The sequence below is a fragment of the Noviherbaspirillum massiliense JC206 genome (assembly GCF_000312045.1).
Classification (GTDB): Bacteria; Pseudomonadota; Gammaproteobacteria; order Burkholderiales; family Burkholderiaceae_D; genus Noviherbaspirillum; species Noviherbaspirillum massiliense.
The window spans coordinates 895,207-921,263 of record NZ_HE978635.1 but is presented as its reverse complement, the minus strand read 5'-3'; the positions used below and the strand labels follow the sequence as shown (position 1 = coordinate 921,263).

31 protein-coding genes are annotated in these 26,057 nt (G+C 62.2%); 14 read left to right on the top strand and 17 right to left on the bottom strand.

Features of this window, described 5'->3' with window-relative positions; genetic code table 11:
* Positions 1-21: 21 nt before the first annotated feature.
* The 12 genes from HGHM_RS19780 to HGHM_RS19725 all read left to right on the top strand — a co-directional run bounded on the left by HGHM_RS19780 (position 22) and on the right by HGHM_RS19725 (position 12,420).
* Positions 22-2,889, top strand: a complete 2,868-nt coding sequence (locus HGHM_RS19780; RefSeq protein WP_245549316.1) for a 4Fe-4S dicluster domain-containing protein — start codon at positions 22-24, stop codon at positions 2,887-2,889.
* Positions 2,890-2,891: 2 nt separating this feature from the next.
* Positions 2,892-4,310: an NrfD/PsrC family molybdoenzyme membrane anchor subunit gene (nrfD, locus tag HGHM_RS19775; protein ID WP_019143315.1), complete on the top strand. Its 1,419-nt coding sequence runs from the start codon at positions 2,892-2,894 to the stop codon at positions 4,308-4,310.
* The gene (locus tag HGHM_RS19770) at positions 4,307-4,843 is read left to right on the top strand and encodes a DUF3341 domain-containing protein (RefSeq protein WP_019143314.1); all 537 of its coding nucleotides are present in this window, start codon (positions 4,307-4,309) and stop codon (positions 4,841-4,843) included. The genes nrfD and HGHM_RS19770 overlap by 4 nt, the downstream gene beginning before the upstream one ends.
* On the top strand, positions 4,840-5,454 hold the full coding sequence (locus tag HGHM_RS19765) for a c-type cytochrome (protein WP_019143313.1): 615 nt from the start codon (positions 4,840-4,842) through the stop codon (positions 5,452-5,454). Before HGHM_RS19770 ends, HGHM_RS19765 begins: the two co-directional genes overlap by 4 nt.
* A complete protein-coding gene (locus HGHM_RS19760; protein ID WP_019143312.1) occupies positions 5,451-6,533 on the top strand; it encodes a hypothetical protein in 1,083 nt (360 codons plus the stop codon). Before HGHM_RS19765 ends, HGHM_RS19760 begins: the two co-directional genes overlap by 4 nt.
* Positions 6,526-6,912, top strand: coding sequence for a hypothetical protein (locus tag HGHM_RS22510; RefSeq protein WP_019143311.1), 387 nt, complete (start codon positions 6,526-6,528; stop codon positions 6,910-6,912). The genes HGHM_RS19760 and HGHM_RS22510 overlap by 8 nt, the downstream gene beginning before the upstream one ends.
* Complete coding sequence (locus tag HGHM_RS22050; protein ID WP_019143310.1) at positions 6,909-7,682, top strand: SCO family protein; 774 nt, start codon at positions 6,909-6,911, stop codon at positions 7,680-7,682. Before HGHM_RS22510 ends, HGHM_RS22050 begins: the two co-directional genes overlap by 4 nt.
* A 190-nt stretch (positions 7,683-7,872) precedes the next feature.
* Positions 7,873-8,802 (top strand): cytochrome c oxidase subunit II, encoded by a 930-nt coding sequence (coxB, locus tag HGHM_RS19745; RefSeq protein WP_019143309.1) that lies wholly within the window; start codon positions 7,873-7,875, stop codon positions 8,800-8,802.
* Positions 8,799-10,442: a cytochrome c oxidase subunit I gene (gene ctaD, locus HGHM_RS19740; protein WP_019143308.1), complete on the top strand. Its 1,644-nt coding sequence runs from the start codon at positions 8,799-8,801 to the stop codon at positions 10,440-10,442. Before coxB ends, ctaD begins: the two co-directional genes overlap by 4 nt.
* Complete coding sequence (locus HGHM_RS19735) at positions 10,439-11,092, top strand: cytochrome c oxidase subunit 3 (protein ID WP_019143307.1); 654 nt, start codon at positions 10,439-10,441, stop codon at positions 11,090-11,092. The genes ctaD and HGHM_RS19735 overlap by 4 nt, the downstream gene beginning before the upstream one ends.
* Before the next feature lie 16 nt (positions 11,093-11,108).
* Positions 11,109-11,426 carry a cytochrome C oxidase subunit IV family protein gene (locus tag HGHM_RS19730; protein ID WP_245549314.1) on the top strand — a complete coding sequence of 106 codons (318 nt, stop codon included), beginning with the start codon at positions 11,109-11,111 and terminating at the stop codon, positions 11,424-11,426.
* A gap of 1 nt (position 11,427) precedes the next feature.
* Positions 11,428-12,420 (top strand): SDR family oxidoreductase, encoded by a 993-nt coding sequence (locus tag HGHM_RS19725; protein WP_019143305.1) that lies wholly within the window; start codon positions 11,428-11,430, stop codon positions 12,418-12,420.
* Between the two features lie 21 nt (positions 12,421-12,441).
* On the opposite strand, the gene HGHM_RS19720 is transcribed toward HGHM_RS19725, so the two are convergent.
* Together HGHM_RS19720 and HGHM_RS19715 are read right to left on the bottom strand one after the other, a co-directional pair.
* On the bottom strand, positions 12,442-12,903 hold the full coding sequence (locus tag HGHM_RS19720; RefSeq protein WP_019143304.1) for an RES family NAD+ phosphorylase: 462 nt from the start codon (positions 12,901-12,903) through the stop codon (positions 12,442-12,444).
* A 21-nt stretch (positions 12,904-12,924) separates the two neighbouring features.
* Positions 12,925-13,353 (bottom strand): antitoxin Xre/MbcA/ParS toxin-binding domain-containing protein, encoded by a 429-nt coding sequence (locus HGHM_RS19715; RefSeq protein WP_026076223.1) that lies wholly within the window; start codon positions 13,351-13,353, stop codon positions 12,925-12,927.
* 258 nt (positions 13,354-13,611) lie between these two features.
* Between HGHM_RS19715 and HGHM_RS19710 the strand changes: the two genes are divergently transcribed.
* On the top strand, positions 13,612-14,553 hold the full coding sequence (locus HGHM_RS19710) for a cation diffusion facilitator family transporter (protein ID WP_034349453.1): 942 nt from the start codon (positions 13,612-13,614) through the stop codon (positions 14,551-14,553).
* A gap of 34 nt (positions 14,554-14,587) precedes the next feature.
* Here the strand turns inward: HGHM_RS19710 and HGHM_RS19705 are convergent, their stop codons facing one another.
* The 13 genes from HGHM_RS19705 to HGHM_RS19655 form a co-directional block, all read right to left on the bottom strand.
* Positions 14,588-14,881, bottom strand: a complete 294-nt coding sequence (locus HGHM_RS19705) for a YciI family protein (RefSeq protein WP_019143301.1) — start codon at positions 14,879-14,881, stop codon at positions 14,588-14,590.
* 286 nt (positions 14,882-15,167) lie between these two features.
* Positions 15,168-15,968, bottom strand: a complete 801-nt coding sequence (locus tag HGHM_RS23555) for a hypothetical protein (RefSeq protein ID WP_019143300.1) — start codon at positions 15,966-15,968, stop codon at positions 15,168-15,170.
* A 646-nt stretch (positions 15,969-16,614) separates the two neighbouring features.
* Entirely contained in the window at positions 16,615-17,217 is a 603-nt protein-coding gene (locus tag HGHM_RS19695) for a chalcone isomerase family protein (protein ID WP_019143299.1), read from the bottom strand.
* A 78-nt stretch (positions 17,218-17,295) separates the two neighbouring features.
* Positions 17,296-18,237, bottom strand: a complete 942-nt coding sequence (locus tag HGHM_RS19690; protein WP_019143298.1) for a SphA family protein — start codon at positions 18,235-18,237, stop codon at positions 17,296-17,298.
* A gap of 311 nt (positions 18,238-18,548) precedes the next feature.
* On the bottom strand, positions 18,549-18,776 hold the full coding sequence (locus HGHM_RS23915) for a GFA family protein (protein WP_407635413.1): 228 nt from the start codon (positions 18,774-18,776) through the stop codon (positions 18,549-18,551).
* A gap of 32 nt (positions 18,777-18,808) precedes the next feature.
* Positions 18,809-19,159, bottom strand: coding sequence for a DUF2185 domain-containing protein (locus tag HGHM_RS19685; protein ID WP_019143297.1), 351 nt, complete (start codon positions 19,157-19,159; stop codon positions 18,809-18,811).
* 88 nt (positions 19,160-19,247) lie between these two features.
* Positions 19,248-19,691, bottom strand: coding sequence for a hypothetical protein (locus HGHM_RS19680; protein WP_019143296.1), 444 nt, complete (start codon positions 19,689-19,691; stop codon positions 19,248-19,250).
* 70 nt (positions 19,692-19,761) lie between these two features.
* Positions 19,762-20,286, bottom strand: coding sequence for a demethoxyubiquinone hydroxylase family protein (locus tag HGHM_RS19675; protein WP_019143295.1), 525 nt, complete (start codon positions 20,284-20,286; stop codon positions 19,762-19,764).
* An 82-nt stretch (positions 20,287-20,368) separates the two neighbouring features.
* On the bottom strand, positions 20,369-20,593 hold the full coding sequence (locus HGHM_RS22765) for a hypothetical protein (RefSeq protein WP_075111763.1): 225 nt from the start codon (positions 20,591-20,593) through the stop codon (positions 20,369-20,371).
* 99 nt (positions 20,594-20,692) lie between these two features.
* Complete coding sequence (locus HGHM_RS23330; protein ID WP_148415824.1) at positions 20,693-21,010, bottom strand: hypothetical protein; 318 nt, start codon at positions 21,008-21,010, stop codon at positions 20,693-20,695.
* 49 nt (positions 21,011-21,059) lie between these two features.
* A complete protein-coding gene (locus tag HGHM_RS19665) occupies positions 21,060-21,779 on the bottom strand; it encodes a hypothetical protein (protein ID WP_148415821.1) in 720 nt (239 codons plus the stop codon).
* Positions 21,780-22,032: 253 nt separating this feature from the next.
* A complete protein-coding gene (locus HGHM_RS19660) occupies positions 22,033-22,908 on the bottom strand; it encodes a pirin family protein (RefSeq protein WP_019143292.1) in 876 nt (291 codons plus the stop codon).
* 24 nt (positions 22,909-22,932) lie between these two features.
* A complete protein-coding gene (locus HGHM_RS19655) occupies positions 22,933-23,535 on the bottom strand; it encodes an FMN-dependent NADH-azoreductase (protein ID WP_026076220.1) in 603 nt (200 codons plus the stop codon).
* Positions 23,536-23,647: 112 nt separating this feature from the next.
* Here HGHM_RS19655 and HGHM_RS19650 point away from each other — a divergent pair, with 112 nt between their 5' ends.
* On the top strand, positions 23,648-24,616 hold the full coding sequence (locus HGHM_RS19650) for a LysR family transcriptional regulator (RefSeq protein ID WP_019143290.1): 969 nt from the start codon (positions 23,648-23,650) through the stop codon (positions 24,614-24,616).
* Between the two features lie 188 nt (positions 24,617-24,804).
* Here the strand turns inward: HGHM_RS19650 and HGHM_RS19645 are convergent, their stop codons facing one another.
* Positions 24,805-25,263, bottom strand: coding sequence for a hypothetical protein (locus HGHM_RS19645; RefSeq protein WP_019143289.1), 459 nt, complete (start codon positions 25,261-25,263; stop codon positions 24,805-24,807).
* A gap of 198 nt (positions 25,264-25,461) precedes the next feature.
* On the bottom strand, positions 25,462-26,055 hold the full coding sequence (gene petA, locus HGHM_RS19640) for a ubiquinol-cytochrome c reductase iron-sulfur subunit (protein WP_019143288.1): 594 nt from the start codon (positions 26,053-26,055) through the stop codon (positions 25,462-25,464).
* Positions 26,056-26,057 lie beyond the last annotated feature (2 nt).

Below are 26,057 nucleotides of genomic sequence, written 5' to 3'. Positions count from 1 at the left end.
GATTATCCGAGGTTCCCGCTCGTGCCCCATCATCCTGCATCGCATGGCGACGCGGACGGCGGACACGCCGGCATGGCGCCGGACAGCATGGAGCGCCGTACCTTCCTGAAGATCATGGCAGCCTCGATGGCACTGGCCAGCGGCGCCTGCAGCGGCCCGCCGGGAGAAACCATCGTGCCCTATGTGCAGATGCCGGAGAACATGGTGCTCGGCCAGCCCTTGTTTTATGCCACTGCCTTCGTGCGCCGCGGTTATGCGAGCGGGGTGCTGGTTGAAAGCAACATGGGCCGGCCCACCAAGGTGGAAGGCAATCCGCATCATCCGTCCAGCCTCGGTGCCAGCGACGTCTTCGCGCAGGCTTCCATCCTTCAGCTCTGGGACCCGGACCGCTCGCAGGCGGTGTACAACAAGACTGTGCTGGCTACCTGGCAGGCATTCGAGACCGCGCTGCAGGCAAGGCGGCCGGCGCTGGACAAAAATCGCGGCGCCGGCTTGCGCATCCTCACCGGCACCATTACCTCACCGACTCTGGCGGCGCAACTGACGGCGCTGCTCAAGCGCTATCCGGAAGCACGCTGGCATGCCTGGGATCCACTGCATGATGACGGCGCGCTGCCAGCGGCGCGCCTGGCGTTCGGTCAGCCCGCGCACACCGTGTTCGACTTCAGCCGCGCGGCCCGCGTGCTGTGCCTGGACGCGGACGTGTTCGGCGACTGGCCAGGCGCCGTACGCCATGCGCGCGATTTCACTCATGCGCGCAAGAGCGAAACGCGCAATTTCTTCAACCGCATGATCGCGCTCGAATCGACGCCCACCATTACCGGCGCCTATGCCGACAGCCGGCTCGCCTTGCCGCCGGCGGAGATCGAGCGCTTCGCCTGGCGGCTTGCCGGCCGCCTCGGTATTCCGGGCGAGACAGCAGGAACGGCGCCGGCTGCGGATCTGGGCAAATGGGAAGAGGACCTCGCGAAGGAATTGAATGCGCACCGCGGCGCCGGATTGATCGCGGCAGGCGCCAGCCTGTCGCCGCAGACCCGGGCGCTGGTGCATCTGATGAATGCGCATCTCGGCAACGCCGGCACCACTGCCTTGCAGATTGCGCCGGTCGAAGCCCTGGCCGTCAGCCATGCCGAGTCGATCGCGCAGCTCGTCGCCGACATGCGCGCCGGCCGGGTGGACAGCCTGTTCATCCTCGACGCCAATCCGGTCTACAACGCGCCGGCCGACCTGGATTTCGCCGATGCGCTCAGCAAAGTGCCGTTCTCGGTGCATCTCGGGCTCTACCGTGACGAGACCGGCAGGCGCACCACCTGGCACCTGCCGCAGACGCATCTTTACGAGCAATGGAGCGATGCGCGCGCCCATGACGGCACGGCTACCATCCTGCAACCGGTGATCGCGCCGCTGTATGCCGGGCGCTCCGCGCATGAATTGCTTGCCCTGCTCGGCATCGATACCGAAAGGAATGGCCGCGCCCTGGTGCGCCGCACGTGGCAGCAGCAGTCCAGTGGCGACTTCAACAACTTCTGGGAAGCCAGCCTGCGCAGTGGCCTGGTGGAAAACAGTGCGGGCGTGCCGCTCAAGCTGCGACCGGCACAGGCGATCCAGCCGCCTGCATTGCGCAACGAAGGCCTGGCGCCGCTGTTTGCGGCCGATCCCTCTGCCGGCGACGGCGAATTCGCCAACAACGCCTGGCTGCAGGAATTGCCGCGGCCGCTGTCCAAGCTCACCTGGGACAATGCGGCGCTGCTCAGTCCCGCTACCGCGCGCAAGCTCGGCGTGGATACCGGCGATGTGGTGCGCCTGAGCCTGAAGGATCGGCCGGCCATCGCGCTGCATGCGCCGGTATGGGTGCTGCCCGGGCATGCGGACGATGCCGTAACGCTGCCGCTCGGCTATGGCCGCACGGCGGCAGGGCGGGTCGGCAACCGCGTCGGTTTCGATGCCTACCGCCTGCGGACGCTGGCCGCGATGCAGGGCAGGGGAGTGCTGCAGCTGGAAAAGACCAGGACCCGTCATGCCTTCGCCACCACGCAGAACCATGCGCGCATGGAAGGCCGCGACCTGGTGCGGATGGCGACCCTGGAGGAATACCGGCGCCATCCGCGCTTCGCCACTGAACTCAAGCGCCAGCGGGTGCCGGAAGAATCTCTCTACCCGCAGGTGGTGCCCTACGAGGATTACAAGTGGGGCATGGCGATCGACCTGAATACCTGCATCGGCTGCAATGCCTGCACCATCGCCTGCCAGGCGGAAAACAATATCCCGGTGGTCGGCAAGGAAGAAGTGATCCGCGGGCGTGAAATGCACTGGATCCGGGTCGACCGCTATTACCTCGGCAAGGCGGAGCGGCCGCGCACCGTGTTCCAGCCGGTACCCTGCATGCATTGCGAAAAGGCGCCCTGCGAGGAAGTCTGCCCGGTGGGCGCAACCGTGCATGACAGCGAAGGCTTGAATGTGCAGGTCTACAACCGCTGCGTCGGCACCCGCTTTTGTTCCAACAACTGTCCCTACAAGGTGCGCCGCTTCAATTTCCTGCAGTATTCGAACACCGATGTCGACAGCCTGAAGGCACTCCAGAACCCGGAAGTGACGGTACGCCGGCGCGGCGTGATGGAGAAATGCAGCTACTGCCTGCAGCGCGTCGCCCGCGCCCGGATGGAAGCGGAAAAGCTCGGCCGGCGCATCCAGGATGGCGAAGTCGTCACCGCCTGCCAGGCGGTGTGCCCGACCGAAGCGATCACCTTCGGCGACCTGAACGATTCCGACAGCAAGGTCAACCGCGTCAAGACGTCGCCGCTGGATTACGCGCTGCTGGCCGAGCTCAACACGCGCCCGCGCACCACCTATGCGGCGCGCGTGATCAACGCCGATACGGAACTGGAGTGAGCATGGAACCCGCATCGCGCCAGCCTCCCGTGTCCAAGGACATCGGCGTGCTGCGCGCCGGCTGGGGCTATGCCAGCGTATCCGACAAGATCGCCGACCTGGTATTGACGCGGCCGGTGCACTGGCCGTGGATGACGGCCTTCTTGTTCACCTTTGTCGGCGTGCTGATCTTCCTCGGCGCGACGGCCTACCTGTTTGCCAAAGGTGTGGGCATCTGGGGCGTCGACATTCCGGTCGCCTGGGGCTTCGCCATCGGCAACTTCGTCTGGTGGATCGGCATCGGCCATGCCGGCACCTTCATCTCGGCCATCCTGCTGCTGCTGCGCCAGAAATGGCGCACCTCGATCAACCGCTTCGCCGAAGCAATGACGCTGTTCGCCGCCGGCATCGCCGGCATCTTCCCCATCCTGCACCTCGGCCGGCCCTGGTTCTTTTACTGGCTGGTGCCCTATCCGAGCGTGATGAACGTCTGGCCGCAATGGCGCAGCCCGCTGGTCTGGGACTTCTTCGCGATCAGCACCTATCTGCTGGTGTCGCTGCTGTTCTGGTATGTCGGCCTGATTCCCGACCTCGCCACCCTGCGCGACCGTGCCGGCACGGCGCCGGTGCAGCGCCGCAAGCAATTCATCTACGGTCTGCTGGCGCTCGGCTGGCGCGCCGAGGCGCGCCACTGGGCGCGCTATGAAACCGCCTACCTGCTGCTGGCGGGACTGGCGACGCCGCTGGTGGTATCGGTGCACACCATCGTCTCGCTCGACTTCGCCGTCGGCAATACGCCCGGCTATCACTCGACCATCTTCCCGCCGTATTTCGTGGCCGGCGCGCTGTTTTCCGGCTTCGCCATGGTGCTGACGCTCGCGATCCCGCTGCGCCATTTCTTCGGACTGGAAGATTTCATCACCCGCCGCCATCTCGCCAATGCCGCCAAGGTGCTGCTCGCGACCTGCTGGATGGTGGGCTATGGCTATGCCTCGGAAATCTTCACCGCTTTCTACAGCGGCGACGAATTCGAGCAATACATGACCATCAACCGCTGGGTCGGGCCGTATGCGCCGGTCTATTGGTCCATGCTGACCTGCAATATTCTGGTGCCGCAACTCCTCTGGTGGCAGCGCGTGCGGCACAGCATCCTGGCGCTCTTCCTCATCAGCCTGGTGGTGAATGTCGGCATGTGGATGGAGCGCTTCCTGATCGTCGTCTCCAGCCTGCACCGCGACTTCATGCCGTCGGCCTGGGGCATGTTCTATCCCTCGTTCTGGGACTGGGTACATCTGCTGAGTTCCATCGCGATGTTCGTCTGGCTGTTCCTGATGTTCGTGCGCTTCCTGCCGGCGATCTCGATTGCGGAAATGCGCGAGCTGGTGAAGGAAAGTGCGGAAAGTGAAGCGGAGAAATCGCCGCGCCATGGAGGACGGCAATGAGCGCGTCCCTGTATGGATTGCTGGCGGAATTCCCCACGGCCGACGCGCTGCTTGCGGCTGCGACGAAGGCACGCTACGAAGGCTACGAGCGGCATGAAGCGTATGCGCCCTTCCCGGTGGAAGGGCTGGACCAGGCCGTCGGTTTCCGCCGCAACCACGTGGCTTTCATCACGCTCCTGGGCGGGATCATCGGCGGCGCCGGCACCTATTTCCTGCAATGGTATTCGGCGGTCGTCGATTACCCCATCAATGTCGGCGGCCGGCCCTTCCACAGCTGGCCATCCTTCCTGCCGGCGACTTTCGAAATCACCATCCTCGGCGCTGCGCTGGCCGCCGTGTTCGGCATGCTGGCCCTGAACGGCTTGCCGCGTCTGCACCATCCGCTGTTCGACGTGCCGGATTTCGACCTTGCCACGCGCAACCGCTTCTTCCTGTTCCTGCCGGCGAGCGACATCGTGTTCGATGAAGCGCGCAGCCGGCGCTTCCTGGAAGAGCTGCAGCCGCTGATGATCCGGGAGGTGAACGCATCATGAAGCCCTGGCCCATCCTCCTTGCCGGCCTGTTGCTGGTGACCGGCTGTGAAAAGGCGAAGCAGGACATGTACGACCAGCCGAAGTACAAGCCGTTCCGCCCGAGCGGCATGTTCAGCGACGGCAATTCCTCGCGGCCGCTGCCGGAAGGCAGCCTGCCGAATGCGCAGGGGCAGTTTGCCGGCACCTCGAGCGGACGGGTCGGCGCCGACGTGGTGGAACGCAACCGCCAGGCACTGGCCGCGCAAAGCATTCCCTATCCGGTCGACATGCAGTTGCTCAGGCGCGGCCAGGAACGCTATTCGATCTATTGCCTGCCCTGCCACAGCCCGGTGGGCGACGGCGATGGCCTGGTGGCGCGGCGCGGCTTCCCGCATCCGCCTTCCTATCACATCGACCGGCTGCGCCAGGCGCCTGATCGCCACTTCTTCGATGTCATCAGCAATGGCTACGGCATCATGTATTCCTATGGCGACCGGGTCGAGCCGCCGGACCGCTGGGCCATCGTCGCGTATATCCGCGCCCTGCAACTGAGCCAGCATGCGGAGGCTGCGAGCCTGCCGCGCTCGGCCCGGATTGAATTGTGGAATGCTCCCGAGGAGGGCAAGCGATGAAGGAGCGCAAAGTAATCCTTGTCGCGACCGGGGTGGCCGTGCTGCTGTGCGTGCTCGGTGGGCTGTATAAGCCCGGCGCCATGCTCGCCGCCTATCTTGCCGCCTGGTGGTTCTGGATCGGCCTGCTGATGGGCGGGCTCGCCAATATCTGGCTGCACAACCTCACCGGCGGCGCCTGGGGTGAAGCAATCCGTTCGCCGCTGCTGCACATGTCGAGAACAAGCTGGATCGCAGCGCTGCTGTTCCTGCCGGTGTTGCTGGGCATGAACGAACTCTATCCCTGGGCGGCCCATGCGGGGCAGGGCATGGCGCGCTGGACCAATGACTATTCCGCACCGGCCTTCAAGAATGCCTGGCTGATGCCGACCTTTTTCATCGCGCGCAGCATCGTGTATCTGCTGATCTGGGTTGCGCTCGCATACCTGAGTCAGCGCCCGGGCTTGCGCCGCTCCAGGGCGTTTTCCGCCTTTGCGCTGATCGCCTATGGCCTCAGCATGAGCCTGGCGGCGGTCGACTGGATCATGTCGCTATTGCCCGCCTGGTATTCCAGCGTGTTCGGCTGGCTCGCGGGTACCGGGCAGATGCTGGCCGGCATGGCGCTCGCCATCGTGCTGGTGACGCGCCCGGCTGCACCCGCCAGTGCGGCTATCCTGCGTGACCTCGGCAATCTGATGCTGATGTATGTGCTGACCTGGGCCTATCTCGCCTTCGTGCAATTCCTGATCATCTGGGCGGAAAATCTGCCGCATGAAATCGCCTGGTATTTGCCGCGCATGAAAAACGGCTGGCTGGTGGTGGCCTGGATCCTGGTGCTGTTCCATTTCGCCGCGCCCTTGCTGATCCTGCTGTCGCGCAATGCCAAGCGGTCGGCGCGTTTGCTCGGCAGCCTCGCGATCGGCATGCTGACGGTGCACCTGATCGATGCCTGGTGGCTGGTGCTGCCCTCGGTCCGGACTGTCGGCCTCGACTGGCTGTGGGCGGCGCCGCTGGCCACGATTGCGCTGGGCGGCATCGTCCTGCTGCTGACGCCTTACCGGGAACTGGTGGCCGTGGCGGAAAGGGGGCAGGCCCATGCCTGAAGCCGTGCAAAAGGATGACATCCATGTGCGCGCCATCATCTGGATCGGCGTGGCGCTGGCGGCGATGATTGCCGTTGCCTGCGCGATTGCGTACGGGATCTGGAGCCAGTGGCGGCCGGCGGGTTCCTATGACGGCCCGAATGCCGCATTCGATTTCAAGGTGGAAAAGCCGGTGCTGGACAGCGCGCCCCAGCCTGCGCGCGAAGCCTATTTCGCCGAAAAGGAAAAGCGCTTGAACAGTTATGCATGGGTCGACCGCCAGGCCGGCATCGCGCGCATCCCGATCCAGCGGGCGATGGAATTGATGGCGCAGCGCGGTGTGCGCCGGAACGTTCCCGAAGCGCCGCAGGAAAAGGCTGCGCAGGAGCGGCAGCAATGAAGGCAGCATGGCTTCTGGTCTTGTGGCTGATGGCCGGTGCGGCTCATGCACAGGCGCGTGCGCTGCCCGCACCGCCGCAGACCGAATTCCTGCAGCAGCTCGATGCTGCGCTGCCCTTGCAATCACGTTTTGTTGATGACGATGGGCGCCCGGTGCTGCTGGGCGACCTGTTCGGCGCGCGCCCGGTGGTGCTGGTGCTCGGCTATTACCATTGCCCGAACCTGTGCAGCACCGTGTTCGAAGGCGTGCTGCAATCGCTCGCGCTGGCCGGCCTGCCGCCGCAGGCGTACCGGCTGGTTGGCGTCAGCATCGATCCGCATGAGACTGCCGAAGTGGCGGCGCGCAAGAAGGCTGCGTATGCCAGCCTGTTCGGGAGCCAGATCGCCGACACCCATCTGCTGACCGGCAGCGCGCAGGAAGTGGCGCGGCTCACCGCCGCGGTCGGCTTTCGCCATGCCTATGACGCCGGCCAGCAGCAGTATGCCCATCCCGCCGGCTTCGTCATCGTCACGCCGCAGGGCAGGGTGGCGCGCTATTTCCTCGGCGTGCGCTTTGACCCGGGCGAGGTGCGGCGCGCGCTGGACCAGGCATCGTCGGGCCGCATCGGCTCGCCGGTGCAGCGCCTGCTGTTGCTGTGCGCGCATTACGATCCGGCGACTGGCCGTTACAGCTTCGCCGCGATGACGGCGGTGCGCATCGTCTGCATAGCGGTGTTGCTGCTGATGGCGGGCTGGGTGTGGCGGCAGCGTGTATGGAGGGGGCGCAGATGAGTGGTGTGCTCTCCTTGCAGGACGCACAAAGGGAAGTAGGGTGCGCCATGCGCACCGGAATTGCATGGTGCCCATGGCGCACCCTACTTCGATCTTCTTTCAAGCTTGGGGAAGCTGCTTCAGGGTGGAGGACGAATGCATCAATGCGCGTCGCCCTCATTCATCTTCCCGCCCATGCGGGAGGCCGGCAATGAACGAAGCCTTCCACCTCCTGCCGGAACGCGCCTCGGAATTCGCCGCGCGTTCCGATACGCTGATGCTGGCGCTGCTGCTGCTCACCGGCACGGTGGCGCTCGGCGTCACCCTGATGATCGTCATCTTCTCGGTGCGCTACAGGCGCGGATCGCCGGCCGACCGCAGCCATGCGCCGGCGCGCAAGCTGTGGGTGGAAGCGACCTGGACGCTGACGCCGCTGCTGCTGTTCCTGTGCATTTACGCCTGGGCCGCCTTCGATTATTCGCGCCTGTTCCGCATTCCCCAGGATGCGATGCCGGTATTCGTGGTGGCCAAGCAATGGATGTGGAAACTCGAACACACCAACGGCAAGCGCGAGATCAGCGAATTGCATGTGCCGCTCGGTCAGCCGGTGCGCCTGGTGATGACCTCGCAGGATGTGATCCACAGCTTTTACGTGCCGGCTTTTCGCATCAAGCAGGATGTAGTGCCCGGCCGCTATACCTCGATCTGGTTCACGCCGACCGAGGCCGGCGAATTCCATCTGTTCTGTGCCGAATACTGCGGCACCGACCATGCGATGATGCGCGGGCGCATCGTGGTGATGCAGCCGGCAGAATTCGCCAGCTGGCTGCAGCAGGGGAACAGCCAGCCGGGCATCGCGCAGCGCGGCTTCGAACTGTTCCGAAGCTATGGCTGCAGCGGCTGCCATGCCGCCGGTTCTTCGGTACATGCGCCGGACCTGAACGGCCTGCTCGGCCGCACCGTGCACCTGCAGGACGGGCGCAGCCTGATCGCCGATGAAAACTACATCCGCGATTCCGTCCTGCTGCCGAAGAAGGATGTGGTGGCCGGCTATGAACCCATCATGCCTTCCTTCGCAGGCCAGGTCAGCGAAGAGGATTTGCTCGCCATCATCGAATACATCCGAGGAACCCGGCCATGACGACCGCCGATGCCATCAGCAGGACTGCCGACGCCGCGCCGCGCAGCTATCTGGCCGAGGGCTTTTCCCTGCGCTCCTGGCTGACCACGCATGACCACAAGCGCATCGGCGTGCTCTACATGGTGGCGATCACTGCCTTCTTTTTCATCGGCGGCGCGGCGGCGACCCTGATCCGGCTGGAACTGGCCACGCCGCAGGGCGACCTGGTCACGGCCGATACCTACAACAAGCTGTTCACCGCCCATGGCGTGATCATGGTCTGGCTGTTCCTCATTCCGTCCATTCCTTCGGTGTTCGGCAACTTCCTGGTGCCGCTGATGATCGGCGCGCGCGACCTGGCATTCCCGCGCCTGAACCTGGCGAGCTGGTATGTGTATGTGCTCGGCGGCCTGTTCACGCTGGCGGCCCTGCTCCTGGGCGGCGTGGATACCGGCTGGACCTTCTACACGCCGTTCTCGACCATGTTTTCCAACACCCATGTGATCCTGGTGCTGGTGGGCGTGTTCATCATCGGCTTTTCTTCCATCATGACCGGACTGAACATCATCGTGTCCGTGCATACCCTGCGCGCGCCCGGCATGACGTGGTTCCGCCTGCCGCTGTTCGTCTGGGCCAATTACGCGACCTCGGTGATCCTGGTGCTGGCCACGCCGGTGCTGGCGATGACCCTGGTGCTGATCGGCATCGAGAGGCTACTGCAGGTCGGCATCTTCGATCCGGCGCTGGGCGGCGACCCGGTGCTGTTCCAGCACCTGTTCTGGTTCTATTCCCATCCCGCGGTCTATATCATGGTCCTGCCGGCGATGGGCGTGGCCAGCGAAATCATTCCCTGCTTCGCGCGCAAGCGGGTGTTCGGCTACCGCTTCATGGCCTATGCCATCCTCGGCATTGCAGTGATCGGCTTCCTGGTCTGGGGTCACCACATGTTCGTCAGCGGCCAGTCGGTGTATGCCGGCATGGTGTTTTCGCTGCTCAGCTTCCTGGTGGCGATCCCGTCCGCGATCAAGGTCTTCAACTGGACCGCCACCCTGTACAAGGGCTCGATCACCTTTTCCGCGCCGATGCTGTATGCGCTCGGCTTCGTCGGCCTGTTCACCATCGGCGGCCTGACCGGCCTGTACCTCGCCTCGCTCGCGCTCGACGTGCACCTGACCGACACCTATTTCGTGATTGCGCACTTCCACTACATCATGGTCGGCGGCTCGGTGATGGCCTATTTCGGCGCCATCCATTTCTGGTGGCCGAAGATCAGCGGCCGCCTGTATCCGGAAATGTGGGGGCGGGTGGCCGCACTGATCATCTTCTTCGGATTCAACCTGACCTTTTTCCCGCAATACCTGCTCGGCTACGAAGGCATGCCGCGCCGCTACCATGCCTATCCGCCGGAGTTCCAGGTGCTCAACCTGCTGTCCTCGGCGGGCGCGTCCATTCTCGCCGCGGGCTATCTGCTGCCGCTGGTCTATCTCGGCTGGTCGCTGTTCTACGGCAAGCGCACCGGCCCGAACCCGTGGCAGGCGACCGGGCTGGAATGGCAGACCTCCTCGCCGCCACCGAAGCACAATTTCGCGCAGCCGCCGGTCGTCACCGAGGCGCCGTATGCCTACCGGCCGGATGCGCCGGACCTGGAGCGTCCCCAATGAAGCCGGACGCTGCCCAGCCGATCGCGGAACAGTTCGCCAGCCGCGAGCAGCAGGCGCTGGCGGCCACGCTCGGCGTCTGGATCTTCCTCGGCACCGAACTGATGTTTTTCGGTCCATTGTTCTTCGGTTATTTCTATGGCCGCCTGCATTTCCCGCAGGGCTTTGCCGACGCCAGCCGCCATACCGAAGTCTGGCTCGGCACCATCAATACCGCGGTACTGCTGACCAGCAGTCTTTTCATGGTGCTTGCTGCAGAACAGCGCAAGGCGGGCAATGCCCGCGCCGCCACGCGCCTGTTATGGATCACGGCGGCGCTCGGCATCGTCTTCCTCGTCATCAAGGGCAGCGAATACGCGATCGAATGGCGCGAACACCTGTTCCCGGGACCGCGGTTCGCACTGTCGGGCGCGCAGGCGGGCGGAGCGGAAATCTTTTTCTATCTCTATTTCGCCATGACCGCGCTGCATGCGCTGCACCTGACGGCCGGCATCGTCCTGACCGGCGTGTTCGCCGTCGCCCTGGGCCGCAACGCGACACGCTTCGCCAGCGGAGAACGCATCGAGCTGGTTGGACTGTACTGGCATTTCGTCGACCTGATCTGGGTGTTCCTGTATCCGATCCTGTACCTGGTCGGACGCTCCGGAGGATGAAGGCATGCGGGCGGAAATGAAACGCTACCTGCTGGTCTGGGTCTGCCTGATGGTGCTGCTGATGCTGACCTGCGGCAGCGCCTTCCTGCATCTCGGCGCCTGGAACAGCATCATCAATCTGGCGATTGCGGTGGTGAAGGCGCTGCTGATCGCGCTGTTCTTCATGCACCTGCGCAGCAGCCGCGCGCTGGTACGCCTGCTGGCAGTGACCGCGCTTGCCACGCTCGCGCTCCTGTTCGTGCTGAGCGGCAGCGACTATGCCACCCGCACGCTGTACCCGGCGCCTTGGCAGTCGCCGCAGCAGTTGCAGCCCGAAGTCGGACAAGGAAAGTGATATGGAAAGAAAAATTGCAGTCATCACGGGTTCGTCCGCGGGAGTGGGGCGCGCCGCCGCCATCGAATTCGGCAGGCAGGGCTGGCATGTGGCGCTGCTGGCGCGCGGTCTCGATGGACTGGACGGCGCGCGCCGCGATGTCGAGCGTGTGGGTGGCAAGGCACTGGTGATTCCGACCGATGTCGCGGACCATGCCCAGGTCGAGGCGGCGGCGGACAAGGTGGAGCGTGAATGGGGACCGATCGATGTCTGGGTCAATGATGCGATGGCCACCATCTTTTGTCCGCTGCAATCGATCGCGCCGGAAGATTTCAGGCGTGCCACCGACGTGACCTACCTCGGCACCGTATGGGGCACGATGGCCGCCCTGAAGCGCATGAAGCCGCGCAACCATGGCACCATCGTGCAGATCGGCTCGGCCCTGGCCTACCGCTCGATCCCGCTGCAGGCGCCGTATTGCGGCGCGAAAAGCGCGATCCGCGGCTTCACCGATTCGCTGCGCTCGGAACTGATCCATGACAAGAGCCAGGTGCATCTGACCATGGTGCACCTGTCGGCCTTCAACACGCCGCAATTCGACTGGGGTCGCACCTGCATGCAGCACAAGCCCAAGCCGCTCGGGAAGATCTTCCAGCCGGAAGTCGCGGCACGGGGCATTTACTGGGCCGCCACCCACCGGCGGCGCGAGCTGTGGGTGGGCTTTCCGGCAGTGGAAGCCATCCTCGGCACGCGCGTGATCCCCGGTTTCCTCGACCGCAAGCTGGCTTTTCAGGCCTATGACGGGCAGCAGAGCGACGAGCCGATCGAACCGGGCCGCAAGGACAATCTCTACCATCCGGTGCCGGGCGACCATGGCGCGCATGGCCGCTTCGACAGACAGGCAGTGACCTGGAGCTGGGAATTGTGGATCGATATTCGGCGCTGGGTGGTGGTGGCGGGAGTGATTGTCCTGCTGGTAGTGCTGGGGCTGGCGCTGGCCGGCTTGCGGGCTTGAGGAAGCCGCCGGGACCCCGTATCAGCCGCGCCCGGAGAACAGCCTTTCATCCCATTGCACCGGAGCCGGCGCGGACGGGACGAGCTTGAGGGCATCGGGATGGCGCGGGTTGACAATGGCATTCCATTCTTCGCGCGCCACGACGGAACGCACCAGCAGGATGGCGCTGCGCTGTTCGTCGATCCAGCGGTTGCCGATCTGGCGGGCGACGGTGGCTTGTTCGGCGTCCCATCCGGCAAGATGCATCTCGGGGGACAGTCTTTCGACCGATACCTCAGCCGGCACCTCGACGCTGACACAGGCATGCGTCCGTGGCACTTTTCCGATCCTGGCATGTACCAGCACTTCCAGCATGGCGCCGGCAAAGCTGAGCGAGCCGTAAATGACGGGTTTGCCCGGGCTGTTCCACCTGCCGCCCATGAGCATGGCGCCGGTGCCATCCCAGATCGGGTGGCGCGCGTCGGCAATGCGGTAAATCTGCATGAGAGCCTGTTGCACCAGGCTCTAAGCCGGCAGGCCGTAAAACAGCTTCCAGAGCAGCTCTTCCACGCGCCGGGCACCGAGCTCGGTCATCGACACGTCGAGCGGTGTTTTGCCGTTCAGCAAGGGATGGGGCGTATTCAGGAATTCGCGGGCGTCGTGCTCGGAATCCCAGACGTGGCGGGCAGTGGCGAATACCCGCGCCAGCCGCTCGGCCTTTTCCGACTCGTCGGGGTTCAGGCGCTCGCGCCGCCGCTTGTAGGTGGCTTCGGGCACGATGCGATAGAGCACGGCCTTGCGCTCTTCCGCCGTGCGCCCCACCTGTTCGGCGGAAGAGCGCAGTGCGGACTTCGGCAAGCCCTTGCGCACCATCTCGTCCAGCTCCGAAAACGAATGGGGCAGCGGGGACAGGGCCATGACGGCAGCGATAATTTCGGGAGAAACCGAAACCATGATCATCACCTTTAGTATCGTTTGATCCGGCAATACGGTTCAGATGATACCACCAAGCTGAACATTCGACCAGCCGCCGGCATGCCTCAAACGCGGCAAAACCGGGCAGCGCTGCAGCGCCATCCTCGCCCCTTGCGCCCCGGGCATCGCGCATTCGCCAGTCGAGCCCGCAGGAACCGCGTTGCCGTTTTGCAGTCCGACGTAGTGCTTCCGGAAGTGCTCTGGCGGCATCTTTCCTCTTACCAAGACGAAATCACCATGGCTGAATCCAAGGTTGCAGTGTATGGCGCGATCGCGGCGAATGTGGCAATTGCCACCACCAAGTTTATCGTGGCTGGCCTCACCGGGAGTTCCGCCATGCTGTCCGAAGCCGTCCATTCCACCGTCGATACCGGCAACGGGTTGCTGCTCCTGGTCGGCATGAAGCGCAGCCAGCGCAAGCCCGATCCGGAACATCCCTTCGGCTATGGCAAGGAATTGTATTTCTGGAGCCTGATGGTCGCGGTGCTGATCTTCGGCATCGGCGGCGGCATTTCCGCCTATGAGGGCGTGATCCACATGCTGAACCCGGTAGAGATGCAGGACCCGCTCTGGAACTACGTCGTCCTCGGCAGCGCGATCATTTTCGAAGGCGCCAGCTTCACGATTGCCATGCGCACCGCATGGAAGGAAAAGGGCAAGCAGCCGCTCCTGAAGTCGCTCCACGCGAGCAAGGATCCGAGCACCTTCACCGTGATCGCGGAAGACAGCGCGGCGCTGGCGGGGTTGGTGATTGCGCTGATCGGCGTCTATTGCAGCCACCGCTACAACATGCCCGTCCTCGACGGCGCCGCATCGCTCGCCATCGGCATCCTGCTGGCCGGCGTGGCGGTGTTGCTGATCTATGAAAGCAAGGGCCTGCTGATCGGGGAAGGCGTCGACCGGGATATGGCTTACGCGATCCGGGACATCGCCATGCAGGACCACTTCGTCGAATCGGCGGCGCTTCCGCTGACCATGTACTTCGGCCCGGAAAACATCCTGGTGACGCTCGACGTCGAATTCCGCAAAGGCACGTCCGTCGCCGATATCTCGGCGGCAGTGAACCGCATCGAACGCGACATCCGCAGCCGGTTTCCCGAGGTCAGGCGCATCTACATCGAATCCAATCCCGGGGCGGCGGAGCGGCAGCTTGCACGCCTGAGGCGGGCGCACGGGTAAGCGCTCCACCCGCGCCGCAGGATGCCCCTCTGTCCTACGCAGATACCCTGAAGGCCGAAAGCGCTTCCGCCGCCATGGTCGGAAGGAATTCGACGATCGTGTACTCCGCCACGCCCGCTTCGTGAAACGGATCCTGGCGGACGATCGCCTCGACTTCGGCCCTGTCCTTCGCCGCGGCGATGATCACGCCGCCGGTGCGCGGCTCCTGCCGCCCCGACAGCAGGAAATGACCGCTGGCATAGTGTCTCTCCAGGAAGGCGCGATGCGGGGCGATCACGCGGTCGATATCTTCAAGGGGCTTCACATAGTTCAGAAGAATCACAAACATCGATGGTCTCTTTCGTATCCAGGTCAGTCAGCGCGGCTTTGCGGGCATGGCTGCAACAGCCGCGCCGAGAATATGCGGTCAGGCTGCGCTGCGTCCGTGCAGGGGCGCCTGCTCGACAGGTCACGGATATGCGGATGAAGCCTCACCCGCGCTTCCGCACGCATGTCGACAGGCGAGAAGTGTAACCCGGAAGCCGTGGAAGAAAGTGCAGCGCGCCACCATGGAGCGGCGCGTTGCGGGATGGAAGCAGCTGCGGCAATGCATGCCGCAGCCCGGGAAGGAAGTTTTACTTCGGCTGCGTGGCGTCTGGCGCCGAGGGCTGGCCGGCAGGCGAACCGCCGGAAGTGCCACCGGAAGCGCCACCAGAGGTGCTGCCGGAAGTGCTACCAGAAGCGCCACCAGAAGTACCGCTAGAAGTGCCGCTAGAGGTACCACCAGAGGTGCCGCTGGAAGTGTCACCAGAGGTACCGCCAGACGTGCCACTGGACGGCATGCCGGACGAGCTGCCGGAGGACGTACCCGAAGGCGATCCCGAGGAAGCCCCCGAGGAACTACCCATAGAGCTGCCGCCTGCACCGCTGGAACCTGCGCCACCGGTGCCGCTGCCACCGGTGGACGAGGCTTTCTGCGAAGCCATCTTGGCTTGCGCAACCGCGCTGTCATGCGCTGCCTTGGCCTGCTGGCCGCACGCCTTCTTCGCGTCGCCGACCTGATCGTCGCAACGTTCCTTCGCGACCTTGTACTGCGCATCAGCCTTCGCCTGTTCCAGCTCCAGCCGGTTCTTCGGCGTGTCGCGCTGCTTGACCTTCATCTCGGCCTCGGCCACCTTCTGCTGGCCGTCCGCCTCGGCCTTGCAGATATCCTTGGCATTGTCCTTCATGCTGTCGCATTTCTTGAGCGCATCCTTGTGCTGCTGTTCGATTTGCTGCTTCGGATCCTGCTGGCCCGAACTCGATCCGGAAGATTGCTGCTGAGACTGCTTGCCTTGGCCTCCCGATCCGGAACTGCCGGAAGCGCCCTGTGCGAAAGCGTTGCCGGCGAAGGCGAAGGCAAATGAGGCGGCGATGACCGTAAGTTTTGTGTTCATGGAAATGCTCCTTTCATTCAACTGATTTGGACAAATGAAAGCAAGCTTCGCGCCACGAGGACGCCAGGCAAGAGGAAATGGTGTGCGACGTGGAAAAGGCCAAGTGAGGAGAGACTTGGAGCGGATTTCGGTGTGCCACGGGGAAGTAGAGTGCGCCGTGCGCACCATGCGACTGCGGTGCGCGCGGCGCACCCTACCTCCTTCCCCTTTCAGGCTTAAGGAAGCTGCCTTGGGCCGATTGCGTCAGCCTGCAAGGACAAGCATGAATCGAGACGGGAAATTCGATACCCGGGGGATGTAATTCCTTCTCATTCCTTTGACGACACTTCCTGCGCCCATCCGCCATGGACCAGATGGCGTATACCTTGTTTCGGAAAGGCCAAGCGCGTTGGCAAAATGCGGCAAGCCGTGCTGGCAGGGCAGTGCTTGCGAAGCGCTGAATCAGTAAGTCCTGCTGTGAGCCGCCATGCTCGACCAGTTCATTGGAGAGTTGTGAATCCGCGGGCGATTCAAGGAGCTGCGCCGAAATGTGTTGGCACCGAACGTCGTGCCAATACTGTCAAATGAAAAAATGCCCGCCGCAGAAGCGCAGCGGGCGAACGCACCCTTTGGAGAAGAATGCGGAGACTAAACGCTGGGGGAAGGCTTACTGCTGGTGCAGCATGCTCGCCTTCAGTTTCGGACCAAACGGCCTTTCGCCGATGAAGCACAGCAGTACTGCGTTATAAAAGGCTTGATCGGGCAACTCGATCAGTTTTTTGCCATTCATCGTAATGAGGGTGGTGGCGCTGCTCGGAATCCAGTCGATATAAAAGACGTCGCCCTTCTTGAAGATACCAACCTGGGCAAAGACTTCGCCGAATGTCTGCATCTGTGACGCAATCTTGATCCGGTCCGTGCGGGAAAGATTATTTCGAATGCCCTGGAGGAAACCGCGCGCCATGACTTCGCTGTCCGTGTCCTGGACCATTACCAGCTTCACGCGCCTGGCGCCCGGTGCGGCGAGGACTGCCTCCGTTGTGGTTTTGTACTCCTTCAGATAAAGGCCCATCGCGCTGGCTTCGCTCGACCTTGCGAAGGCACCGGTTCCATCGATCAAGGCTGCGCCGTTCAGGCGCAGATCGTCATTGGCAACGCGGGCGGTTTCCTCGAAATGGGCACTCTTGACCTCAAGGGCATATGCGGGGATGGCCGATACCAGCACTGCAAGGGCGCAGAACAGACGAATTATCGATTTGGTGGCGTGCATGATTACTCCGTTTCAGAGAGGCCGGCCGCGCGATGCGGCAAGCCCTGTGTCAAATCAAGCAGAAGGCGGCTACGCGGCTCAGAAGGGCAACACGACGCGCACGCTGAAGGTGTCGCCGGACAGGCGATTCCTGACACCGTAGTCCCTCTGGTATGCCACATTCACGATCAGGCCATAGCCGTTGTCATACTTGATGGCCGGTCCGAAGGCACGCGCACGTCCGCGCACGCCATCCAGGCGCACGCCATTCACTTCATCATCGGTGGTTTGCTGATAGACATAGCCGCTGACTCCGGCGACCCAGTCGCGTGCCACGGCCCAGCCAAGCGCGTATTCAACATTCAGCTCCCGACCGGTCTTGTACGTCTGGCCGCGCAACTGATTCGATTCCTTGTTGCGGCCGTTGAAGCCGTACATGATGCTCAGATCCGCGTTCAAGCCTTCCGGATTGGCATAGGTCGTTACAAACTTGGGGCGCGCGCTCCAGTAATTGCGTCCCGGGTTGGCAAGGCGGGCGTCGTCGTATTCGCCGGTCGGCGCCGTGAATTGCAGGGCCAGCGCATAAAAGAATTCGTCGGAAGGGGCAAACACGAGCGCTGTGCCGAACTGCAGGTCGCCCACGCCGGTGTTGGAATCGGACTGCGAAACGATGCCGAATGGAGGAACAAAGGCGGAAGCCGTTCCCTCGACCCTGACAACCGGGAGCATGCCGTCAAACACCAGCTGGCCGCCCAGAATCTTGGCTTTGGTGACCCAGGTCAGGCGAGGTGCAAGGGCCTGGACCTTTTTTGTCATCGGCATGGCCAGTTTGTTGCCCTTGTTGTCACGGTATTCATCCGCATCGAACCGTGCGGCCTGAACCTGGTAATAAACCCCGGGTGCCGGGTCGGCGAGCATGCCGAACTGGTCCGTGCCGCTCAAAAAATTGGAGCTGCCGAGCTCCGTTGCGACTGCGCCGGCACTTGCGACCATCGCCAGGCCGAATACCACTTTGCTGTAACTATTCTTGATGTTGTGCACTTTCGCGCTCCTGATAAGTGATTGGCAGTTTCCGGGGCTGCTCGCGTTTCGGTTATCGGAATGTTTCTTCACGTTACTCACGTAACAAAATGTTTCAGAGCGGAGTCTAGGATAGGAGATGCCACGAGGCAACTAATTTCGATAGTGCAACTTTAGGTTGTTGTAATTTTCCCAAAGCAACGTGGATGAAGGCGGGCACCGTGCGTCGGCCAAGGTTTTTTGAGGGCGGGGGAGGGCAGGTCTTGCCAAGGGCTCATCCGGAGATGACGAAAGCCGCCGGAAGCAGGTCTGTTCAAGCCCCGAATGACTTGCTACGCCTGGCTGACGATGCTTGTTTTCTGGTAAAAGGGAGAGTCGATGCGCCCCGAGGAAGGTTGGGGCAGCGGATTGCCGGGCGCGCGTTTGTAACAAATGTCGGCTCGCGGCTGATACCGTGTCGGGTCATCCAGGTTGCCCGCCCGGATGAAACAGTGCTCGGGCATGAGTTCCAGCTTGGCGAAGAGCCGGGAATGGCATCCCCGACAAAACCCGCGCCAGATATGCTTATGCCGGATGTGAGGTCAGGGCACGCTCAGTCTTCTGGCGGAGCCCAATCGCTTACAGGAACGAAGTTTTTTGATTCCGGCGGTTTCTCGTACACGCTGCCGATTGGCAAATCCAGAAAGCTGATGATGGATGGGTCGTAATTGGCAATGGTATTGACTTCATATATGGAATGGTTTCTGGAGTCCTCCATATATGCCTCATCCTCGTACCCCGACATGAAGCGCCAGCCGCTGTCCGTAGCGTTGATCGGTTCTTCCCGATACATGAATCCAACCGGATACCCCTCGACGGTGATCTTGTCGCTTGCTATGCAAGCGCCCAATCCCGTGACCAGGGGCTTTATTTGGTCTTTGCTGAGCTTGAATTGCTTTGGCATGGTTGGCCTCTTACGCCGAGCTAACCAGCCCGCGCCATTTGCCGCGAAGCGGCAAGTTCTTTGGCGCGGGTCTGAGTTGAGTGACAAGTTAGGCTTTGATGTCTGCATTAAAGCTGCCTTTCCAAGACCTCACTCTCGCGTTACTCCACGGAATGTTGAAGCTGATCTTTAGCTCGGTGCCTGGCACATATTGCGAACAAATGCGGCACGACTCTCCTTGCCACCACGAGACCACTGCGAATTTTTCAGCTAACAGTTCTTCGACGTAGATTTGTGCAGCATCTTGGCGTCCATCACCTTCTTTCGGAGCCCATCTATCGAAATGAGTATGGTAATAATCGAAGTCGACCGTAACTTCATCGTCCCACGTACTAATCCTGAGCGGAAGATGCGTATTTGCCTCCGCTGGAGCGGGGATTGTGACGACTAGATATGGCTCGCTGTTTTTATACGTCTCATACGTGGCGAATGCCTCCCACTCGGGGCGAGAAGCAAAAATTTCGTCACCAATTTTCTGAGAGAACTCTGTCATGTTTGGAGCCTAACGCAAAGGTGACCGGCGCATTGCTGCAACCTGTCCGAGTCGACCGACCTGTTATACGTCACAGGCGCATCCCCGCCCAAATTACAGCCTCAGTAGCCACCGAGACCACCGGCGCCAGCACCGTCAGCCAGAACGGACTCGCTATGGCGTGAGTCTTAGAGCGGTCGTGATGCTCTTGCTCCTCGCTCACAATCGCCCGGACCGCGGCACTGGCGAGCGCATCGCGACCTTCGAGGACTTCCAACTGCTTCCTGAGGTGAGAAAGAACTACCCGTTCCACAGCGACCGTGGTAGCCGCAATCGCGCCGCGGCCGAAGAGGCCAGTGAAGAGACCAAGGACGTAGCCGCCGACGCCGCAAAGAACGTAGCTTCGGCACCGCCGCACGCCGCGTTGCTTCAGCTCAGTCGCAAAGATCTCGCGGTGCCGCTCCTCGTGGCCTCGAAACTCCTGCAACTCTGACACGATCGACGGCGCCCTGAGCCGCGCCATCAGGATCTGACCGGAATAGATGTTCACGGCCCCGTTCTCTCCGGCGTGGTTCACTTTGAGAATGCGTCCGCCCAGTCCGTCGGCGGTCAACACTCGCGCACTTAGTTCCATGACGTATAACGTTTAAGTTGACCGACGCGTAGCGTCGGTGTCGAATGCGATGTTATGTGTCGCTTCAGTGCTTGAATATGGCTTTAATGCCTGGACTGCACAACTCAACAGGCACAGTCCAAACCTCCGGCACTACGCCGCCCATGCCACCTTCGGACTTGCGCATGATTCCGTTTGCTCCAAACCACAGTGCCACATGTTCCTCTGGCACCCCAGCATCACCATAGATGCCCACTACAACAGCAGGAAGGCCATCATATTCGACGAAATCGCCTTTTCTCATTTCCATTTGTGACGCGTCAAGACGTATAACGTATAAGGTAACCCGCAGTGATGCTCTCGGGGTTTACCACCATGTTAAATGGCGGCACTGTAGCAAAACCTAAAGTCAATTGGTTTTTCTTTTACTCTTCTTTTTTCTTTTAGTGTTATTTCTTTCGATAGGCTGTTTCAGATTTATGTGCGCCCTCCAAAGCATCCAAATACCGCCTAAAGTAAAGAAGACTGTCCAAAAGATTTGAGCAGCAGGCGAGTCTATTGGCTGAGCGCTCCACTTGCTTGGTGGGCCGGATTTAGAAGAGCCGCCACTGGGCAAAAACATTACGCCATTAAACGCTCCAGCTGCCATCAAAAGCGACATCACCCCCAAGCCAAAAAAGACAATTGACTGTGTGACTCGCCTAACCGCGTCCATTTGTGTAGACATTTAACGTTTTAATTGACCGGCAGCGCAGCTGCCCGTGTCGAATGGAATGTTAGGCATCGCAGTCGCCAGCAAGACGCGTGGCCTCTCTATCAAACCAATCGACAAACTGTTGAATTGCTTTGTTCACGGCCTCCAAAGATGCCTCCAACGCCATGCCTTTATCACTGGGAAGCGAGCGGTTCAGTACCCGAACAGTTTTTCCGTCTGGGCAGAAAATGAAGGACTTGCCGTTGCGGTCGAACTGCTCTCCCCAACTGGTCAGGAAGCTGAACATTCCATATTCGACTGCGTCAGTCCGGCATTCTTCAACGGTACGATCATCCTCAAGCTCAACATCTCCGTGCCAACCAAACAGGCGACCGTCAAGGTAATTCCATAAGTCTCTATCACCTAGTCCATTAAACTGAGCCCGCCACAGAGTTGGGAGGGCCTCCCTCAGCTCCTTAAAATTCCAATAGGCGGTATAAAGACCGCAATGCTGCTCAGAATAGTCACCTATTGCAATTCCTTGGCACCATACCTGCATGCGCCCCCAGACCGCTGAGGGAGCTGCTAGATGGGGCTCAGCCATCGCTTCAATGGCAAAGGTTTCTTTTCGTCCGAAGAGCATACTGATGGGGCCTAACTTGATATAAATCGCAAAACGCCAATTTAACATGGCGCACTGTCGTTTAACACGGGCGTGGCCATGCGTGAAGACCGGCCTCGCTACTGGTCTTGCGCCGGATGCACTGGATATAAATGCAGTATTAACAGAAATGGGAAACACGACGCGTCCTTGGAAGTGTCATTCTTTGCTTGAGGACGCACAGGGAAAACGCGGATGCGGGGATCGAGGTCGTGTTCAGGCCTCGCCGAAAGGAGACCAGGGCCGGTGTGTTTCGGAAGGGTAAAGGAGCGGGCGGACTAGAGGGGCACGCCATCAATTTCACACATCCGGCCCAAAGTTGCCTCCGCAACGATTTGCCTACCTGTGCCACCGACCGAATGAACCGGAGCGCGAGCGATGCGCTCCGGGAGCATTACGCCGCAGCGCCGAACCGCCCCGACTGGAAATCCTCCACCGCCTGGAAAATCTCCTCGTTTGTGTTCATCACGAACGGGCCGTATTGCGCGATCGGCTCGTCGAGCGGCTGGCCGGCGATGAGCAGGGCGCGGGCCGGGCCGTTGGCGCGCAGGACCACGCCGTCGCCGCCGTTCTTCAGGATCGCCATATTCTGCGCGGGGACGGTGGTGTCGCCGACTTGCAGCGATCCTCGATAGACGTAGACGAAGGCATTGTGCGTGGCCGGCAGCGGCTGCGAAAACGAGGCCGCACCGTCGAAATGCAAGTCGAGGTAGAGCGGTTGCGTCGCTTCCCGCTGCACCGCGCCGGCGACGCCATGGCTGGCGCCGGCGATGACGCGCGCGGTGACACCTTCCGGCGTCGTCACTTCCGGGATGTCGCCGCTCTGGATGTCGCGGTACCAGGGCGTGCTCAGCTTGTCCTTCGCCGGCAGGTTGAGCCAGAGCTGGAAGCCTTCCATGCGTCCGTCTTCCTGTTCCGGCAGCTCCGAGTGGATCACGCCGCGTCCCGCGGTCATCCATTGCACGCCGCCGTTCTGCAGCAAGCCTTCGTGGCCGGCGCTGTCGCGGTGGCGCATGCAGCCGGCGATCATGTAGGTCACGGTTTCGAAGCCGCGGTGCGGGTGATCCGGAAAGCCGCCGATGTAATCCTTCGGGTCGTCGGTGCCGAAGGCGTCGAGCATCAGGAAGGGATCGAGCCGGCGCTGCAGCGGTTTGGTCAGCACGCGGGTCAGCTTCACGCCGGCGCCGTCGGAAGTCGCCATGCCGGTGACGAGGCGCTCGACTTCGCGCGCCTGCCGGACAGCGGTTTCAATGGATGCGGTCTCAGTCATGTGCAACTCCTCAAAGTAATTTACTCAGGCCGGTAGCGCGTCTTCGATCTGCGCCTGCGCCGCGGCAAGTGCCTGCCGCTCGGCTTCCGGCCCCATTGCCAAACCTTCAGCGTACACGAATTCGATATCGGTCATGCCGAGGAAGCCGAGCGCGGTCTTCAGGTAAGGCACCTGGCTATCGCTGGGCGTGTCGCGGTAGATGCCGCCGCGGGCCAACGCGGCATATACCTTCTTATTCTTGAGCAAGCCTTCCGGTCCCTTGTCGGTGTACTGGAAGGTCACGCGCGCACGCGAGATCGCATCGATCCAGTTTTTGAGCTGGGCCGGCACGCCGAAGTTGTACATCGGTACGCCCAGCACCACCACGTCGGCTGCCTGGATCTCGGCAATCAGCGCGTCGTCCAGCGCGACACGGGCAGCCTGCTCCGGCGTGCGTTCGCTGGCCGGGGTGAACAGGGCCTGCAGTGCGGCTTCGTCGAGTTCGGGATGCGGCGCGCGCAGTAGGTCGCGCACCGTGACGCTTGCCTGCGGATTCGCCGCGCGCAGGCGTTCGGTAATCGTGCTGGCGAGGCGGGTCGAATGCGAGCTGTCGGCACGAGCGCTGGAATTGATCTGAAGAATGTTCATCTGGTGTTCTCCCATGTGTTTGATCGATGAAGCCATTCTAGTTATTCCAAATACTGTGCAGAAGATGTCAGAATGGATAAGATCGTTCCACTGATGGAACAATGGAGGGCCAATGAATCTCGAACCGAATGACTTGCTGCTGTTTGCCCGGGTCGCGGTCGAAGGCAGCTTCAGCCGCGCCGCCGAGCGCCTGCACTTGCCGAAATCGACCGTGTCGCGCCGCATCGCCCAGCTGGAGGCCCAGCTCGGCGAACGGCTGGTCCTGCGCACCACCCGCAAGCTGACCCTGACCGATTTCGGGCACAGCGTGCTGGAGCATGCGCAGCAGGTGGCAAACGAAGTGGAAGCGGCGGCCGCGCTGGCACAGCATCGCCAGGCCCAGCCAAGCGGCCGGCTGCGGGTATCGATGCCGGGCGACCTTGCCAACGTGGTGTTCGAGCAGGTGCTGGCGAAATTCCTGGCCGCGCATCCCGCGATCCAGCTGGAACTGGACCTGTCGCCGCGCCGGGTCGACCTGATCGGGGAAAACTTCGACCTGGCAATTCGCATGGGCCATTTGCCGGACGATGCCACCCTGGCCGCGCGCCAGCTCGCGGTGTTTTCCGCGGGCCTGTATGCAGCCCCCGCCTACCTCGCGCAACATGGCGAGCCGTCGCATCCCGAAGACCTGATGCATCACCAGGCATTGTGCTTGCTGAAGCGTTCCGGCGAAGCCGAAACCTGGCTGCTCAGCCGCGAAGGCGAACAGATGGACATCGCGCCGCCGATGCGCGCCACCATCAATTCACCGGAACTGCTGATCCGCCTGGCCCGCCTCGGCGCCGGCATCGCGGCAGTGTCCGACCACTATGCGAATGCCTATGTGCGCAGCGGCGAACTGGTACCGGTGCTGGCGGACTGGAGCCTGCCCGCCGTTCCCGCGTGGGCAGTCTTTCCGGGGCGGCGGTTAATGCCGGCGCGCACCCGGGTATTCCTCGACGCCATCCAGGCCGAACTGTCGGGGCCGGAATGCCAGGCGCAGGAAAAGCAGGTGAGGGAGAACCGGCGCAAGTATCAGCCGGAGAAGGCGGTCAAGGCGTAGAGCGTAGGCCTTAGGGCGTAGGTTGGGCCGACGAAGGAAGCCCAACATCATGCTCCAGGTACCTCGGCAATCTCATGGAGCTTTTGCCAGTGGAGGTTGGGCTTAGCAGCCCAACCTACAGCGCTTATCCATATATCTAGCACTTTAGTGAAGCTGCGCTGCGAAGCGGCGTCCGCTCGGACGAGTTGTCATGCATCTGCCGACGGGCGGCCGGCCGGAGGCACCAGGCCCCGAAGGATATCCAGCCGGTTCGCAGGCGCATCCGGCGCCAGGAAATTGGGGATAGTGCTCGGTGTGCGACGCGGCCGCGACAGGAATACTACCGGCCACTCGGTGACACGTCGCTCCCTGACATGGATGTACCGTCCATCCTCGGGCTCATCGATGTATTCCTCCTGGAGCACGAGCGCCAGGGGCTCTTCGGCTCCCTCCGCTTCGCGGGCAAACTCGGCCGCTTCCTCATAGCTCTCGAAGGCGTAGTAGTAGTCGCTGCCCTCGCAAAGGTCCGGGGCGCCGCGCTCCGGGTGGCACCAGACGCGATACTCCAGAACGGCATCCCAGACATAGCCGCCGCCTGCCTTGGCCGAGGCAGGGTAGGTGCCTACCAGGCTGGGGTCGAGGACCGGGGGGTACTGCGATGCTTCCATAGCTGCCTCGCTCGTTGTAAATCGCAAGACGCGAATTTAACACGGCGATCTATCGTTAGACATGGATGAGTCGCCGAACGAGGGCTTGCCCGGTTGCTTACCCCGAGGTCGATTCAGGGAAAAACTCCGGCGATCTTGAGGCTCATTCCCATCCCAATCGGCCACGCTCGCAGTTAGCTGGCGTTTTCCGCACCCTTCCTACGTCGACTTCTTGTCTTCGCCAATCAGCAGCCGCGTATCGCTCAGATAGTTGTATTCCGGGACCACCAGGTTGAGCGGAGCCGGCACGTTCTTGAATACGCGGCCGGCAAGATCGAATTTCGAGCCGTGGCAGGGGCAGTAGAAACCGCCGGGCCAGTTTGCGCCGAGGTCGGGCGCGCCGGGTTCCGGGCGGAAGCCCGGTACGCAGCCGAGATGGGTGCAGATGCCGGTCACGACGAAAAACGGCGGCCTGATCGAGCGCCCGGGATTTTTCGCATATGCCGGCTGCTCCGATTTCGATGAATCCGGGTCGGCCAGAAGGTCGTTGTGCTGTCCCAGCCCGGCAATCATTGCGTCGCTGCGGTGCAGGATCCAGACCGGCTTGCCGCGCCACTCGACAGTCATCAGCTTGCCGGGTGCGAGGCTGCTCACGTTCGCCTCCACCGGCGCGCCGGCTGCCTTGGCCGCTTCGCTCGGCGCCATGGTTTCCAGGAACGGGATCGCGACGCCGATGACACCGACGCCGCCCGTGGCTACTGTTGCATTGCGGAGAAAACGCCTTCTGTCTTCATCAGTCTGATTCGTATCCATGC

Excerpts from the sequence above, each read along its gene's own strand:
- HGHM_RS22765 (WP_075111763.1), bottom strand. The coding sequence starts at position 20,593 with ATGGAAATGAGAAAAGGCGATTTCGTCGAATATGATGGCCTTCCTGCT.
- ctaD (WP_019143308.1), top strand. The coding sequence starts at position 8,799 with ATGACGACCGCCGATGCCATCAGCAGGACTGCCGACGCCGCGCCGCGC.
- HGHM_RS19650 (WP_019143290.1), top strand. The coding sequence starts at position 23,648 with ATGAATCTCGAACCGAATGACTTGCTGCTGTTTGCCCGGGTCGCGGTC.
- HGHM_RS19770 (WP_019143314.1), top strand. The coding sequence starts at position 4,307 with ATGAGCGCGTCCCTGTATGGATTGCTGGCGGAATTCCCCACGGCCGAC.
- HGHM_RS19705 (WP_019143301.1), bottom strand. The coding sequence starts at position 14,881 with ATGTTTGTGATTCTTCTGAACTATGTGAAGCCCCTTGAAGATATCGAC.
- HGHM_RS19655 (WP_026076220.1), bottom strand. The coding sequence starts at position 23,535 with ATGAACATTCTTCAGATCAATTCCAGCGCTCGTGCCGACAGCTCGCAT.
- HGHM_RS19765 (WP_019143313.1), top strand. The coding sequence starts at position 4,840 with ATGAAGCCCTGGCCCATCCTCCTTGCCGGCCTGTTGCTGGTGACCGGC.
- HGHM_RS22050 (WP_019143310.1), top strand. The coding sequence starts at position 6,909 with ATGAAGGCAGCATGGCTTCTGGTCTTGTGGCTGATGGCCGGTGCGGCT.
- HGHM_RS19645 (WP_019143289.1), bottom strand. The coding sequence starts at position 25,263 with ATGGAAGCATCGCAGTACCCCCCGGTCCTCGACCCCAGCCTGGTAGGC.
- HGHM_RS19710 (WP_034349453.1), top strand. The coding sequence starts at position 13,612 with ATGGCTGAATCCAAGGTTGCAGTGTATGGCGCGATCGCGGCGAATGTG.
- HGHM_RS19660 (WP_019143292.1), bottom strand. The coding sequence starts at position 22,908 with ATGACTGAGACCGCATCCATTGAAACCGCTGTCCGGCAGGCGCGCGAA.
- HGHM_RS23330 (WP_148415824.1), bottom strand. The coding sequence starts at position 21,010 with ATGTCTACACAAATGGACGCGGTTAGGCGAGTCACACAGTCAATTGTC.
- HGHM_RS19730 (WP_245549314.1), top strand. The coding sequence starts at position 11,109 with ATGAAACGCTACCTGCTGGTCTGGGTCTGCCTGATGGTGCTGCTGATG.
- HGHM_RS19735 (WP_019143307.1), top strand. The coding sequence starts at position 10,439 with ATGAAGCCGGACGCTGCCCAGCCGATCGCGGAACAGTTCGCCAGCCGC.
- HGHM_RS19760 (WP_019143312.1), top strand. The coding sequence starts at position 5,451 with ATGAAGGAGCGCAAAGTAATCCTTGTCGCGACCGGGGTGGCCGTGCTG.
- HGHM_RS22510 (WP_019143311.1), top strand. The coding sequence starts at position 6,526 with ATGCCTGAAGCCGTGCAAAAGGATGACATCCATGTGCGCGCCATCATC.
- HGHM_RS19695 (WP_019143299.1), bottom strand. The coding sequence starts at position 17,217 with ATGCACGCCACCAAATCGATAATTCGTCTGTTCTGCGCCCTTGCAGTG.
- nrfD (WP_019143315.1), top strand. The coding sequence starts at position 2,892 with ATGGAACCCGCATCGCGCCAGCCTCCCGTGTCCAAGGACATCGGCGTG.
- coxB (WP_019143309.1), top strand. The coding sequence starts at position 7,873 with ATGAACGAAGCCTTCCACCTCCTGCCGGAACGCGCCTCGGAATTCGCC.
- HGHM_RS23555 (WP_019143300.1), bottom strand. The coding sequence starts at position 15,968 with ATGAACACAAAACTTACGGTCATCGCCGCCTCATTTGCCTTCGCCTTC.
- HGHM_RS19720 (WP_019143304.1), bottom strand. The coding sequence starts at position 12,903 with ATGCAGATTTACCGCATTGCCGACGCGCGCCACCCGATCTGGGATGGC.
- HGHM_RS19680 (WP_019143296.1), bottom strand. The coding sequence starts at position 19,691 with ATGACAGAGTTCTCTCAGAAAATTGGTGACGAAATTTTTGCTTCTCGC.
- HGHM_RS19685 (WP_019143297.1), bottom strand. The coding sequence starts at position 19,159 with ATGCCAAAGCAATTCAAGCTCAGCAAAGACCAAATAAAGCCCCTGGTC.
- HGHM_RS19715 (WP_026076223.1), bottom strand. The coding sequence starts at position 13,353 with ATGGTTTCGGTTTCTCCCGAAATTATCGCTGCCGTCATGGCCCTGTCC.
- petA (WP_019143288.1), bottom strand. The coding sequence starts at position 26,055 with ATGGATACGAATCAGACTGATGAAGACAGAAGGCGTTTTCTCCGCAAT.
- HGHM_RS19725 (WP_019143305.1), top strand. The coding sequence starts at position 11,428 with ATGGAAAGAAAAATTGCAGTCATCACGGGTTCGTCCGCGGGAGTGGGG.